At 53.5% G+C, this 14,429-nt stretch carries 13 protein-coding genes; 9 read left to right on the top strand and 4 right to left on the bottom strand.

Annotated elements, in window-relative coordinates:
* The first annotated feature begins 27 nt into the window (after positions 1–27).
* The 4 genes from H7F31_RS26965 (at position 28) to H7F31_RS26950 (ending at position 4,786) form a co-directional block, all read left to right on the top strand.
* Positions 28–807, top strand: coding sequence for a response regulator transcription factor (locus H7F31_RS26965; RefSeq protein ID WP_187101320.1), 780 nt, complete (start codon positions 28–30; stop codon positions 805–807).
* A complete protein-coding gene (locus H7F31_RS26960; RefSeq protein ID WP_261800147.1) occupies positions 797–1,912 on the top strand; it encodes a sensor histidine kinase in 1,116 nt (371 codons plus the stop codon). Before H7F31_RS26965 ends, H7F31_RS26960 begins: the two co-directional genes overlap by 11 nt.
* 149 nt (positions 1,913–2,061) lie before the next feature.
* Positions 2,062–2,838 (top strand): ABC transporter ATP-binding protein, encoded by a 777-nt coding sequence (locus H7F31_RS26955; RefSeq protein ID WP_187101319.1) that lies wholly within the window; start codon positions 2,062–2,064, stop codon positions 2,836–2,838.
* Complete coding sequence (locus H7F31_RS26950) at positions 2,813–4,786, top strand: ABC transporter permease (protein WP_187101318.1); 1,974 nt, start codon at positions 2,813–2,815, stop codon at positions 4,784–4,786. Before H7F31_RS26955 ends, H7F31_RS26950 begins: the two co-directional genes overlap by 26 nt.
* Before the next feature lie 219 nt (positions 4,787–5,005).
* On the opposite strand, the gene H7F31_RS26945 is transcribed toward H7F31_RS26950, so the two are convergent.
* Positions 5,006–5,683 carry a metallophosphoesterase gene (locus tag H7F31_RS26945; RefSeq protein WP_187101317.1) on the bottom strand — a complete coding sequence of 226 codons (678 nt, stop codon included), beginning with the start codon at positions 5,681–5,683 and terminating at the stop codon, positions 5,006–5,008.
* 214 nt (positions 5,684–5,897) lie between these two features.
* Entirely contained in the window at positions 5,898–7,040 is a 1,143-nt protein-coding gene (locus H7F31_RS26940) for a metallophosphoesterase (RefSeq protein WP_187101316.1), read from the bottom strand.
* Between the two features lie 227 nt (positions 7,041–7,267).
* On the opposite strand from H7F31_RS26940, the gene H7F31_RS26935 reads away from it, so the two are divergent.
* The 3 genes from H7F31_RS26935 to H7F31_RS26925 all read left to right on the top strand — a co-directional run bounded on the left by H7F31_RS26935 (position 7,268) and on the right by H7F31_RS26925 (position 10,922).
* The gene (locus H7F31_RS26935) at positions 7,268–9,430 is read left to right on the top strand and encodes a DNA topoisomerase III (RefSeq protein WP_187101315.1); all 2,163 of its coding nucleotides are present in this window, start codon (positions 7,268–7,270) and stop codon (positions 9,428–9,430) included.
* 353 nt (positions 9,431–9,783) lie between these two features.
* Positions 9,784–10,461 (top strand): YheC/YheD family protein, encoded by a 678-nt coding sequence (locus H7F31_RS26930; protein WP_187101314.1) that lies wholly within the window; start codon positions 9,784–9,786, stop codon positions 10,459–10,461.
* A gap of 308 nt (positions 10,462–10,769) precedes the next feature.
* The gene (locus H7F31_RS26925; protein ID WP_087570559.1) at positions 10,770–10,922 is read left to right on the top strand and encodes a sporulation histidine kinase inhibitor Sda; all 153 of its coding nucleotides are present in this window, start codon (positions 10,770–10,772) and stop codon (positions 10,920–10,922) included.
* Between the two features lie 39 nt (positions 10,923–10,961).
* On the opposite strand, the gene H7F31_RS26920 is transcribed toward H7F31_RS26925, so the two are convergent.
* Positions 10,962–11,210, bottom strand: a complete 249-nt coding sequence (locus tag H7F31_RS26920; RefSeq protein WP_187101313.1) for a hypothetical protein — start codon at positions 11,208–11,210, stop codon at positions 10,962–10,964.
* 155 nt (positions 11,211–11,365) lie between these two features.
* A complete protein-coding gene (locus tag H7F31_RS26915) occupies positions 11,366–12,367 on the bottom strand; it encodes an NAD(P)/FAD-dependent oxidoreductase (RefSeq protein ID WP_261800146.1) in 1,002 nt (333 codons plus the stop codon).
* Positions 12,368–12,798: 431 nt separating this feature from the next.
* Between H7F31_RS26915 and H7F31_RS26910 the strand changes: the two genes are divergently transcribed.
* Entirely contained in the window at positions 12,799–13,992 is a 1,194-nt protein-coding gene (locus tag H7F31_RS26910) for an NAD(P)/FAD-dependent oxidoreductase (RefSeq protein WP_087570561.1), read from the top strand.
* Positions 13,992–14,258, top strand: a complete 267-nt coding sequence (locus tag H7F31_RS26905) for a hypothetical protein (protein WP_087570562.1) — start codon at positions 13,992–13,994, stop codon at positions 14,256–14,258. Before H7F31_RS26910 ends, H7F31_RS26905 begins: the two co-directional genes overlap by 1 nt.
* The last annotated feature ends 171 nt before the right edge of the window (positions 14,259–14,429 follow it).

Here is a 14,429-nt window from a genome sequence, read left to right as displayed (position 1 = left end):
ATAATGAGGCAAGGAGGCCGGGATGCCGTGTACAAAATATTTATCGTGGAGGATGACGTAAAGATTGCCGCTATTCTAAGGGGCAGAATGGAGCAATACGGCTACGAAGCCTCAGCCGCGACGGACTTCAGGGACCTGCTGCCGCAACTTGAGGCATTTGGTCCCCAGCTTGTATTGCTTGACATTAACTTGCCGTACTTCGACGGTTATTATTGGTGCAGGCAAATTCGGACGCGCTCCAGCGTGCCGATCATCTTTATCTCCGCACGGGCGGGAGAGATGGATCAGGTGATGGCGATCGAGAACGGAGGCGACGATTACATTACGAAGCCGATCGCGCTGGAACTGTTGATGGCAAAGGTGAGAGGCGCGCTCAGGCGGGTTTACGGGGAATACGCGACGCCAACGCAGCAGCACGCAGGTCCCTTTCAAAGCGAAGCGGCATTGGGCGTCAATGCCGGCATCGCGGTATCCGGCGTAGCAGGGCTTTCGGCGGGAGGATTGAAGCTGTATCCCAGCCGCAACGAGCTGGAGTGGAGAAAGAAACGCGTCGAACTGACGAAAAACGAGTGCCTGCTGGCGGAATGCCTTTTGGGCAAGCCGGGACATATTATTCCGCGGGAGCAACTGCTGGAAGCGTTATGGGATGACGTGCAGTTCGTCGACGACAACACATTGACCGTAAACGTCACCCGCCTTCGCAAGAAGCTGGAGGAGCTGGGGCTGCCGAAGTTCATCGAGACGGTTCGGGGGCAAGGCTACAAGCTGTCGATGGAACAACTGGAGGATGACGGGCATGAGGCATGACGGAGCATCCTCCGATACTTACGTTACCGGACGCGAAGGAAATATGCTGTGGGTGTTCTTAAAGGACAGGCTGCTCTATATCGTATGTATAATCGTCATTGTCCTGCTCGCCGTATCTTTGTTGATGCTGGAGATGGCACGATATCCCGGCATGGTGGAGCCTGGGACCGTCTATTATTTTTTATTATTGGCCCTCGTCGCGCTTATTGCCTGGCTCGCGGCGGATTACTACCGTCAAAGATACTTCCTTAAGCAAGTGAAGGAAGCACTTGCGCGTACGAACGATTTGCAGGCCAGCGCGATCGTAACGGCCGGCGTCACGGGCGAACAGAGACTTGTCATGGAGCTGCTGCAGGAGCAGCACCGCGCATTCCTTGGCGAGCTTAGCCGGCACCGTCGCAGCCAGGAGCTGCATAACCATTTTTCCCTCCAATGGGTGCACCATATGAAGACTCCCCTCTCCGTGATTCACTTGCACATGCAAGAAGGAGCAGAGCGGGGCTGGAGCACGGAGGAGGAGCAGAGGGCGATGGCAGCCAGCGTGCTGGAGGAGACGGAGCGGCTGACGCGAGGGCTGGAGATGATGCTGCATACGGCCAGGCTGGACAAGTTCGAGCTGGATACGCATATTCGAAGGCTGCCGCTGCATGAGCTTGTACGGACGACGATAAATAATCACAAGCGGCTGCTCATCCGCCACTCCATCTATCCCAAGGTAGAGGGAGAACTATGGGTGGAATCCGACGAGAAGTGGATGGCTTTTGTTCTTCAGCAGCTGGTGAGCAACTCTATTAAATACAGCAAACATAAGCCGGGCTCGATGACGCTTGCCTTCCGTCTGCGCGAGCTGGATAATGGCAAGGCTGAGCTAGCCATAGCCGACGAGGGCATTGGCATCGCGCCGCAGGATATCAGTCGCGTTTTCGACGCCTTCTTTACCGGAGAGAACGGACGGACGACGGGCGATTCGACGGGGATGGGGCTTTATTTGACGAAGAAGGTGCTTGATAAACTCGGCCATGGAGTAAAGATTCAATCGGAGCTGGGATTGGGTACGACGGTCATATTGACTTTCCGGCCGGCTGGCATTCACGTGATGGCGTAAGGAGACCATGCGGCGAGTTCGAACGTGACAACACTGTAAGGTTGCGGGGACTATTTTGAAAGGCAAATCGATGGGTTGCTCCTCCGGTATGGGTCTATACTAACGGTATGGAAATCAATAAGAGGCATTAGAGGAGGAGCAAGAAAGCGATGAGCGTACTAAGAGCGCAGGGTCTTGGCAAAATATATAGCAGCAAAGGCAATGTCGTATACAAGGCATTGGAGGATATCGACCTCCAGGTAGAAGCAGGGGAGTTCGTAGGCGTTATGGGACCGTCGGGGAGCGGCAAGACGACGCTATTGAATCTGCTTGCGACGATCGACCGTCCTACTTCGGGAACAATCGAGATTAACGGCGTCAATCCCGTAAAGCTCATGGAGAACAAGCTGGCGCTGTTCCGCCGCCGGGAGCTCGGTTTCGTGTTCCAGGACTTCAATCTGCTGGATACGTTGTCCATTCAGGAAAATATTATATTGCCGCTAGTGCTGGAAGGCATGAGGCCGGCGTCGATCTTGCAGCGATTATCCCCGATCGCGGAAATGTTGGGCATCTCCGCCATTCTGAACAAGCGCACCTACGAGGTGTCCGGCGGACAGAAACAGCGCGCGGCTATCGCGCGGGCCATCATTCATCAGCCTTCGCTCGTGCTGGCGGACGAGCTGACGGGGAATCTCGATTCCAAGTCGGCCAAGGATGTTATGGATGCGCTGAAAGAGATGAATGAGAAGCTGAAGGCTACGGTGCTCATGGTCACGCATGATCCGTTCTCCGCGAGCTATTGCGAGCGGATCGTGTTCATTAAAGACGGCAAGCTTTTCTCCGAGATTCGCAAGGGCGGCAACCGTCAGGCGTTCTTTCAGCAAATATTGGATGCTTTAAGCGTGTTGGGAGGGAATTTCGATGACGTTCCGTTCGCTCGCGCTTAGCAATGTAAAGGGCAATTGGAGAGCGTACGGAGCGTTCTTCCTCAGCAGCGTATTCTCGGTCATGATCTTCTATATCTATGCGGCATTCATCTATCATCCCGATGTAGTAAGCGGACATATTTTGCAAGCGGACAAGGTCCGTTCCGGCATGACGTTCTGCCTGTACTTGATTATCATCTTCTCGTTCATGTTCATTCTCTACTCCAATTCGGCGTTTCTAAAGACGAGAAAGCAGGAGTTCGGTCTATTCTCGTTATTCGGCATGACAAAGAAGCAATTGCGCAAGCTCGTCGTGTACGAAAACATGGTCATCGCGATATTCGCGATCGGCATGGGCATTCTGCTCGGCGTATTGTTCAGCAAGCTGTTTTTTATGGCGCTGGGGGCGCTGCTGGATATGCAGGAGAGCATCGCCTTCGCCGTTCCGCTGAAAGCCGTATGGTTAACCGCCGGCGGGTTCTTCGCCCTGTTCCTTGCCATCTCGCTCTGGACGGTGGTTCGTATGGGCCGCACGGAGATTATTGATATGCTTAAGGCGGCCAGAAAGCCGAAGGGCAAACTCGTCTACTCGCGCTGGCTTGTTACGCTTGCCGCAGCTTGCCTGCTATCGGGATATGCAATGGCATACATGATGGACTCCAATTCGTTCGTCGTGCTGTCGCTGCCGATTCTCGTGACGGTCGTCGTTGGCACCTACTTCCTGTTTACGCAGCTCAGCGTCCTGTTTATCGGATGGATTCAAAATCGTAAGGGCATCTACTATGGCCGCACGAACATGCTGATCTTTGCCCAGCTCGGCTACAAGATCAGAGACAACGCGCGAATTCTGTTCGTCGTCTCCATACTGAGCGCCGTTATTCTAACCGCCATGGGAACCGTCTATATTATGCAGATTCAGAGCAGGGAGCAAATGCTGGAAAGCTCGCCTTATTCGCTTGCTTACGTTGAAAAAGGACTCCATTCGCAGGAGGTCATCGATCAGAAGCAGCTTCGCGAAATTTTGAAGTCGGATGGTTACTCCATATCGAGAGAAACGAAGACGGTCGGTTTAGCTTTGGAACAATACCATCTCACCTTTGAAAACTCCAGTCGGGAGATCGGATGGGAGAACTGGGAGGAGTCCAGACCTGATTTATCCCTCTTCATCATATCCGCAACGGATTACAACAAACTTGCGAAGCAGCAAGGGGAACCGGCCATTAAGGTCGAAAGCGGTAAGTTGACTTTGCTGTATTCCGATAATTTCGGCACGACGTTAGGCCCCGGTAAGGCTGTCGGCGTATTGAATGGAAAACGATTCGAGATGCCGGTCGCGGATTCCGCGAACGTCAACGTCGCGAACAACTGGATTGATTCCAATTTCTATACGATGGTAATGGATGACCTGAGTTTCGTAGATCTAATCTCCGGCATACCGGAGGAGGAGCAGCGCGTCTTCTATGGCATTGAGCTAAAAAACTGGGAGAAGGCGGCGCCTACTGTCGCGAAGCTGTCGGAGCTCGTTCCCGAGACGATGAGGGGCGAAAAGGACTTCACGCGTTCCGAACGTTTTGTCGACATGAAGGCGGAGACATCGCTGATCTTGTTCATCGGTCTGTTCATTAGCTTATTGTTCTTTATCGCGGCAGGCAGCATGATCTACTTCAAGCTGTTTACGGAGCTGCAGGAGGATCAGTCCCAATATAAGGGACTGGCGCGCATCGGCATGACGCGCAAGGAAATTCGGCGCATCGTTGTCAGCCAGATCGCGATCGTGTTCTACGTTCCTTGCGCTGTCGGCATCGTGCACGCGCTGTTCGCGATGAAATCGCTCGACAATATGATGGGTTCGTCAAATTGGCTGTACTCCTTTGTCGTGATCGGCGCCTATATCGTGATGCAGACGCTGTACTTCTTGCTGGCAAGCGGCAGCTATATGCGCAGCTTGACTCGCGTAACGGCGGTTTAAGCAACCGAACAAAGGTTATGCCGACAACGAAAACCGGTCCGCTGCTTCCCCTAGAGGGTGGCGGCGGGCCGGTTTTGTTACCACATAAGAAAGTGTTAGTTTTCGATTCTCGAAAACGACTTTCTTATTGGCGATAAAACCTACCTTATGCTTCCGAAGCGGCTTTGCTTTGCAAAGCTGGAGGTCGCTCATCGTCGAGAGGCCTCGATAGAGGTTTTCTCACGCGAGCAGCGAGGCTACGGATTCCATCCGCACCTCGCTGCCGCTGACGTATCCGCCAAAGGTCTGGCAAGAATAAGCGATGCTCATGGACAGGTCGAGCAGCGTCAGACGACAGCCGTGTTTCGCGCCCGTATCGATGCCGATCCTTCTCGAATCCGCCCATGGCAGGCCTGACGGAGCTCCCAGCTTAAAGGTTGGCGTATGGCCAAATACGATACGGTATTTGCCTGGCAGCCTACTCTCCGGCTGAAGATAAAATTCCTCGCGGATTTCCGTCAAATCGCTTACGGTCTGAGATCGCAGCGTACGGCCGGGCCTTACGCCAGCATGAACGAACAAATAGGGAGGCGCTTTAATGTACAGCGGCAAGCTCCCAATCCAACTCGCATATCTGCGATAGGCTGAGCCTCTGCGCCTCAGCATCGAGGCTAGCTTTAGCTCCTGATTGCCCGGGATGGCCTTGGCGCCTCCTTCTACAAGCTTCTGCACAAAGTCAAGCGTGCTCCAGCTTGCGGGCTGATCCGCGTCGATATAATCGCCTAACAGCATTAACGTGTCGACGATCGGGTCGTACGCGGCAGCCTCCAGCAGTCTCTGGCAGCCATCCTTGTGTCCGTGTATGTCGGATATGACGAGCAATCGTGTTTCCGCGATTATGGATGACTGATGGATCACTTGCGATCGACTACCTTTCGTCCTCGTACTTGTACATGGATGCGGAGTCGGGAGAGATCCCGAAAATCACGTACTCGCCTGTCGGCAGAGGGTTCTCATGTATAATATACAGCCGTCTCCCGCAAGAGGTCTCGGCGATTGCCCGCCGCGGTTCCTTTGAACTAACAATGGACGAGCCGTATGATTGAAATCAGCCTCCGTGCTGAGCCGATGTTCATAAGAAGCTGACCTCGATATGAAGCACCTCCGAGCGGCTGCCCGTTCGGACAGGCGGCCCCCAGAAGCCGAACCCCGAAGATACGATCGCGTGCAGCTTGCCCTTGCGCTTGTAGCCCCAGTCCAGCTCGAACATTCTCCGCGTGATGAGATGATTCGGAAACATCTGGCCGCGATGGGTATGGCCGGATAGGCTGAGATCGATGCCGCTTGCCTCGGCCTCGCGCAGTTCCAGCGGCTGATGATCCAGCAGAATGAGCGGCTTGGCGGCATCCAGCGGCTCTACCAGCTCGGCGATGGATCGGCGTCGCTCCCGGCTGCGGCCTTCCGAAGCTTTGTCTTTGCGGCCGATCAGGACGAAGCTGTCTTCGATGACCACCGTTTCGTCCATAAGGACATGTACGCCGATTTTGCGCATCTCGTTCACATATTCCGGAACCTTTCCTCCGAAGTATTCGTGATTGCCGGTAACGGCGTAGACGCCGAGCGGCGCCTTCAGCTTGCCAAACGTCGCTCCCATTCCTTTTCTCACGAACGGCTCCAGATCATCGTCCAGCACATCGCCCGGCAGAAGGATGATGTCGGGTTTAATCTCGTTTACTTTGGCGATCAGCCGATTAAGATGGCGATGACCGATGACAGAGCCAAGATGAAGATCGGACGCGACGGCGATGGTTAATCGGCTTCTGTCGCCGGCGCTTTTCTCGATGGCAATGTCGAATCGCCTGATGACGGGGCTCCACGCGTTGCGCGTGCCTACCGCCAGAATGAGCAGCAGCAGTAGAGCGGCGACGCTGCCTACGCCGACGACATAGACATTTCTGTCCGCTCCCGCGAGCTTTAGCGCCAGAGCGGCTGCGTCCGTGATCGGCAGAAGTAGCAGGCCGTATTGCAGCAAGGCGAGCCAGTACGAGCCGATTAATTTGGCGGGTTCGGCTAGAAACCGCAGCGGCGTGGACTGACCAAGCCGTCCGATAATATACGCGAACGCGATCAATGCGACGACTATTGCGTAAGCGGGCCAAGCGCTCCAGCCGGTGAGCTCGGACATGAGCAGCCAGCCGTTCCAGCCGATATAGACGGCAATGGCGGAATAGATCGCGAGAAAGACGATAATCGTAAACAAAGTGCGAGCTTTCATGAATGATCAGGCTCCTTTGCGAATCTGATAAATGAATAGAAGTAGAGTTGAAGCTGTTGAATACTATAGCACAGCACGAGAGGGGGCTTCCAATCCGGCTCGCGGAGAAGGCTGGGGCAGCTGTCGACATTGGCTCTCGAGAACGATATTCCTGCACTTTCGTTGCGTCTTCGGCGTGCCTTGTGGTATCTTGTCACCATGATAGTAAGAGATGGGGGAAGCGACATATGAAATCGTTGGTGCTGGCCGAGAAACCTAGCGTAGCGAAAGAAATCGCGCGGGTGCTCGGCTGCGGCGGGAAGCAGAAAGGATACTTCGAGGGACCGAAATACGTGGTGACATGGGCGCTTGGACATCTGGTTACGCTGGCCGAGCCGGAAGAATACGATGTCAAGTTCCGAACATGGAATCTGGAGGACTTGCCGCTGCTGCCGAATAAGATGAATCTGAAGGTCATTAAAGAAACATCCCATCAATTTAAGACGGTGGCGCATCTGTGCAAAAGAAACGATCTGAATGAACTGATTATCGCTACCGACGCGGGGCGCGAAGGCGAGTTGGTGGCTCGCTGGATTATGGAGCTCGTCCATTGGCGCAAACCGTTTAAGCGGCTGTGGATTTCGTCGCAGACGGACAAGGCGATTAAGGACGGCTTCGCCGCTCTGAAGCCCGGCAAGGATTATAACTCGTTATACGCGTCGGCGGTATGCCGTGCCGAAGCGGACTGGCTGATTGGCCTAAATATGACGCGCGCATTGACGACCAAGTACAACGCGCAGCTTGCCGCGGGTCGGGTTCAGACGCCGACGCTGTCCATCATGATGGAGCGCGAACGGGAAATTGCCGAATTCCAGTCGAAGCCGTATTGGACCGTATCGGCGAACTTCGGCAGCTTTGGCGGACAATGGCGCGAAAGCGATTCCCATGATGGAAGGTTATGGACGCGCGAAGCTGCGGAGGCCGTTGTCGAACGGGCCAAGAAGGCTGGAACGGCGAAGGTGGAGAGAATGCGCACCGCAGAGCGCTCCGAGCCGCATCCGCAGGCCTACGACTTGACGGAGCTGCAGCGCGACGCGAACAGAAAGCTGGGCTTTTCGGCCAAGCAGACTTCGAACGTTCTGCAAAGGCTGTACGAGACGCACAAGCTTGTTACGTACCCGCGGACGGATTCCCGTTATCTGTCGAGCGATATGACGGCAACGCTCAAGGGACGGCTTGAAAGCGTCGCAACCGGGCCGTACACGGCTTTAGCGCGCAAACTTCTGCGAGCTCCGCTGCAGGTAACCAAGCGGATCGTGGACGACAGCAAGGTCAGCGACCACCATGCCATCATTCCGACAGAGCAGTACGTGCAGTTAGGCGCTCTTACGAACGAGGAACGGCGACTCTACGACCTTATCGTGCGCAGGTTCATAGCTCTGTTCTACCCGCCATACCGTTACGACGAGACCGGCGTTGTGATCGTAGCCGGAGGCATGTCCTTCCACGCGAAGGGCCGTATAGAGAAGGCGGCTGGCTGGAAAGAAGTATACGCCGGCGGAAGCGAGCCGCTGCAAGACGACGATGACAGCGAAGAAGGGGATGGCGGGAGCGCGCGCGATCGACAGCCGTCCCAAACGTTGCCTTCGTTGTCCGTTGGCGGTTCACTGCCGCTTAAAACCGTTGCAGCCAAGGAGCTTCGCACGCTTCCTCCTGCGCGGTATACGGAAGCGACCTTGCTGACCCATATGGAGAAGCACGGGCTGGGTACGCCGGCGACACGCGCGGATATTATCGAGAAGCTGCTCTCCACCGACACGATCGAACGGATCCGCAGCACGTTGGCTCCTACGGCTAAGGGCAAGCAACTGATCGAGCTTGTCGTCGAGCAATTGCGCAGTCCCGAGCTGACGGCGGCATGGGAGAGCGAGCTGGAGCGGATCGCGAAGGGAAAGGGAGATCCCGCGAAGTTTATGGCAGGAATCCGCACGCAGGCCGCAAGCTGGGTTGCGGAGGTGAAGCGGGAGACGAAGGAGTACAAGCCTCATAACGCAACGGGGTCGTTCTGTCCCGAATGCGGCAAGCCGATGGTCGAGATCAAAGGAAAACGCGGCAAGTCGCTGGCATGTTCGGATCGGGAATGCGGTTACCGCAGACATTCGGAGCCGGTTTTGCTCAACAAGCGCTGCCCGCAATGCCGCAAGAAGATGGAGCTTCACGACGGCAAGGCCGGCAAATACGCGCAATGTAAGCCTTGCAACGTCATTGAGATGCTTGGCGACAAGGACGGGAGCCGCATAAACAAGCGGGAGCAGCAGCGGCTCGTCGAGCAGTACAGCGAGAGCGCGCCGCTTGGCAACAGCCTGGCGGATAAACTGAAGGCCGCGTTGGAAGCAAAGCAAAACAAATAGCTTTCTGCGAAACGGAATGATAATAAAGCGCCGCGAATGGAACGGATACGTTCAGTCGCGGCGCTTTTCTCTATGGAATTCGGGCTTCTGCTAAAGGCGATCATCCACGAGAGGAGGACATTCCTGCCATATACTAGAGAGAAAGAGTAGCAATGCGTGTTCAAAAAGTTCGATTTTCAGTACCGAGAAGGTTGCAAGAAGATTAGGGACTGAGGAGCGGAGCGTAGTGGAAGCTACGTGAGCACCGGAAGGCCCGGCTGAATGCAAGATTCGATGTCGAGATACTTCCCGAGTTACTTCGTAATCAAAATTGGACTTTTTGAACAACCTCTAGCAGGGAAGGAGCTCTTAAAATGATTATTCATAATCATGGAGGCAGGCAGCTCGCAAGCAAGTGGGCGAAGACGGAAGCGCTGCTCGCCGAGCCGTCGCTCGTGCAGCATATTCCGCCAACGCGGAAATATAGCCCTTATGCTCTAATGAGCATGCTCCAGCAGCATGGCATGGTGGTCGTCAAGCCGATCGTCGGATCCGGCGGAGGCGGTGTCATCAAGGTAACGAGGGACCTCGGAGGATTTACGCATACGTACCGCGATCGCACACAGCGTTTCCAGACGTTTGATGGACTTGTCCATGCGCTTGGCAGCCGAACGGGGAAAAGGGGCTATTTGATTCAAAAGGGCATTCAACTGGCTACCGTAAACGGCAGACCGATCGATTATCGTGTCAAATACGTGAAGACTCGTTCGGGTTGGGAGTATCGCTCGCTTGTCGGCCGTATCGCGAGACGGGGATTGTTCGTGACCAACCTCAGCCAGGGAGGAGACATGGTGACTGCCGGACAAGGCATTCGTGCTTCGCTCGGCGCATCGCAGGTGAAGGGGAAAAAAGCAAAGATGCGTGCTCTGACGGTTATATCGACCCGGGTGCTGGAGCGGAAGTATCCTGGAATCGGGCAATTAGGTTTCGATTACGGGATCGATAGAAACGGGAAAATATGGATCTTTGAAGTCAATACGAGGCCGCATTAACGGAAGACGGAGGAGGCTCCGTCTTTTTCTCGTCTTTCCAAGTCTAAATTAGCAGCTATGCTAATAGTTTCGTTAATAGAACTATAAAAGGTGATTAAAGTTTTTTATTGAATAGAAGCTTATTTGGGATGTGGATAAGTCTATCCACATTGTACCATCTGATTTTGCTCATTTTATGATATCTATTCACACTTCATTAACAGTGTATCCACATCCCTATGTGCATAATAAGGCGTGTTGTCCCGAATTTCGTCGCATGCTACACTAAAAATTGTAAAGGGAAGAGATGGAAAAAAGGAGGTTTCATGATGGAATTATTATCCGACGACCTGCTTATTGACACCTATTTTGCCGCTATTGAATATAAGCTGGAGCCCGATTTCATACGAATGCTTGCTATTGAAGTAAAGCGCAGAGGCGTGGATATCGCCGCTCACGCGAATCGCAGACAGCCGGCCTGATTTCCCGGGAATTCTGACTTCCCATGCCGGACCTGACAATCAACCTACAGGCCAGCCGGCCACCATGACCTCGCCAAGATGCCCGCAGCTTTCACAGTAGACAATATGGATGCATGTAGCTCCAGAGGCATCATAAGGTCTCCCGGTCTCGGGACCGGCAGACAGTGGGCCGTAAGGCTCGTAAGGTCCTGTCCAATCCGTTAATCTGCCGCATTCCGTAAGCACGCCTCCGCATATATCGCATAGTTGTATAGTATCAACAATTCCGTTGCATAACGGACATAACATAAGGGTACCCTCCTCGGACGAAAAGGCAGCAATTGCCCCTCTTACACGTTTCGCGTTCGGACGGCTGATGCCGTACCGCGCTCCCGTATCGCCAAGTTTAGGATACCCTTAACCTTGTAATGTATGTTGCGCCAGAGTTGGCCGCGCGGGCCAACCTACAGTTTCATATTGCTGCTATGGCCCGGCGAGAGCTTCGCGCTTGGATCGATATATACCTTTGCGTTGTTGATGGCGGTCGGGGCTTCGCCAAAGCCGACGGCAATGAGCTTAAGCTTGCCGGGGTAGGTCGTAATATCGCCTGCCGCGAAGAGGCCTGCAATGTTCGTCTCCATCCGCGTATCGACGACGATAGAGCCGCCTTGAATGTTGATGCCCCATTCTGCGATTGGTCCCAGAGACGAGACAAAGCCGAAGTTGACGATGACGGCATCTACATCAAGATCGGAGGTTTCGTTCGATTTGACGTCTGTGAGCGTGACCTTCGTAATGACATCCTCACCGTGCAAAGCCGTAATTTCTTTGGGCGTAACGACGTTTACGCTGGAGTTCATCAAGTTCTCCACGCTGTGCTCGTGGGCGCGGAATTTGTCGCGGCGATGAATGAGTGTGACGCTCTTTGCGATCGGCTCCAGCATGAGAGACCAGTCCACGGCGGAATCTCCGCCTCCGCTGATCAGAACGCGCTTGTCCTTGAAGCGCTGCAAGTCCCCTACAAAGTAATGGAGGTTCCTGCCCTCGAACCTGGCCGCTTCCGGAAGATCCAAACGACGAGGCTCGAATGCGCCTACGCCTGCCGTAATAATAACCGCTTTGGCATAATGGACGGTCCGATCCGTCGTCACCTCGAATAAACGTTCATCTTTTTTTACTACGGCTACGACTTTTTCTTCCAAACATATCTCGGGTTTGAACAGATCGATTTGCTCCTTAAGCCGATCGACGAGCTCTTGTGCAGTCACTTTAGGGAACCCTGCTACATCGTATATATATTTTTCAGGATAAAGAGCGGCTAGCTGACCGCCTAGCTGAGGCATGCTTTCGATTATTTTTACGGATGCCTGGCGCATGCCGCCATAGAACGCGGCGAACATCCCCGCAGGTCCTCCTCCGATAATGAGAATATCAACCACAGCGTTTTCATTTACTTGCTCCGACAACTGTCTGCACCTCCGTAAATTGAGTGTTACGGTTATCATTATAAGCCTTTGCCTGAGAGTATGATATATATAACTTTTCTGCAATTATAAAATTTGTGAGGTCGAGGCCAGGAGTCAAATGATATGATCGGCAAGAACATTATTTAGAAGGGATTTTTCATTTGTACAGTGTTCTAAACATTTTCGTATAAAATACCCTTGAAACTTTGTTCAAAAGTCTGTAATATGTCTGATGTATATGTGAGATGGTCTAAGGAGAAAAACGGCAAACGCCGTCGAAATTTCCAAAAACGTTTTTGGCTCCTTTGCATGATAATGGTTATGAGGACACAAACTACTGAAAGTTATCTTACTTTTTCGATTATGTTTGTGTAATTTTTCACAAGTTTATCTAAATTGAAAAGAAAAAAACGAATGGATGGGATCCCACAATGAGCAACATACCGAAAATTGTAATTCTTGGCGCTGGCTACGGAGGCGTGCTGACTGCGCTTCGTCTGCAAAAAGAGCTGAATTATAATGAAGCCGACGTCACACTGGTCAACAAACACGATTATCACTATATCACGACGCATCTGCACATGCCTGCAGCCGGCACGGACAATCCGGAAAACGCGCGCGTCAGCATCTCCAAGCTGATCGATGAATTTAAGATCGACTTCGTTAAATCGACAGTCGTCCAAATTCGTCCGCAAGACAAAAAGGTTATACTGGAAGACGGAACGCTGTCTTACGATTACCTTGTAATCGGTCTTGGCGGCGAACCGGAAACTTTCGGTATCCCTGGCTTGGGCGAACATGCCATGAACATCCGCAGCATTAACTCCGTTCGCTTGATCCGCGAACATATCGAATATCAATTCGCGCGTTACAAGCGCGAGCCGCATCGCACCGATTACCTGACTTTCGTTGTCGGCGGAGCGGGCTTTACCGGCATCGAGTTTATCGGAGAGCTCTCCGACCGCATTCCAGAGCTGTGCAAACAATTCGACGTTGATCCGACGCTTGTCAAGATCTACAACGTTGAAGCCGCTCCTACGGCTCTTCCAGGCTTCGATCCGGAGCTGGTTGAATATGCGATGGACGTTCTGACGAAGAAGGGCGTTACATTCCGCATCGGCACGGCCATCAAAGAATGTTCGCCGGATGGCGTTATCGTTGGCGAAGGCGAAGAAATCAAGTCGCAGACGGTTATCTGGACCGGCGGCATCCGCGGCAACCGCTTGATCGAGGAAGCGGGCTTCGAAACGATGCGCGGACGCGTCAAGGTCGACGAATTCCTGCGCAGCCCTGGCTCCGAGAACGTTTATATCGTAGGCGACAACTCGCTGATGTTCAACCCAGAAGGCCGTCCATATCCGCCGACTGCACAGATCGCCATGCAGCAAGGCGTTATTTGCGCGAACAACCTGGTAGCTTCCATTCGCAATCAGCCGCTTAAGACGTTCTCGTTCTCCAACAAAGGAACGGTTGCATCCCTGGGCAAAGGCGAAGCGATTGGCATCGCGTTCGGCAAGAAATACAAAGGCCGCGTAGCTGCTTGGCTGAAAAAGGCAATCGACCTTCGTTACCTGTTCATTATCGGCGGCATTCCGCTTGTCCTGCGTAAAGGCAAATTCCTGTAATGCGCCACTGCAGCGTACAAGTCCGCGGCTTGTTAACGAGAGACGAGCTCGATCGTTATAACGCCTTGATCGAGGTTGGCTCCTACCTGGAGTCGCAGACCCGTTACGATCTGGCTTATACGGTGCAGAAGGAGATCGACATTCTGATCCTTCCGGCCATCGAGCGCCTTAAGGAGAAGAGCCGTGCACGCGATCGCGCCACCCAGGAATATCTGGAAGCGAAGGAACGCGGCGAATCGTTGTCGGATGACGAGGACGAGGATTAACGTTCGCTAGACCGCATGACCATACTGCTAACCAAAAGCTTCGGACAGCCTGATTGGGCTGTTCGGGGCTTTTTTCTTGTAAAGGAACCAGTCGCTGGGACCGACTTGGAACATGGGAAGTGGCTGCAGTGGAGCGTTTGAGCTTCTGGGGGGGGATTTCCAATTATGAAG

The sequence above is a fragment of the Paenibacillus sp. PAMC21692 genome, assembly GCF_014303795.1.
Taxonomy (GTDB): Bacteria; Bacillota; Bacilli; order Paenibacillales; family Paenibacillaceae; genus Pristimantibacillus; species Pristimantibacillus agaridevorans.
The sequence above is the reverse complement of the archived record's forward strand: the minus strand, read 5'-3'. Positions and strand labels throughout refer to the sequence as shown.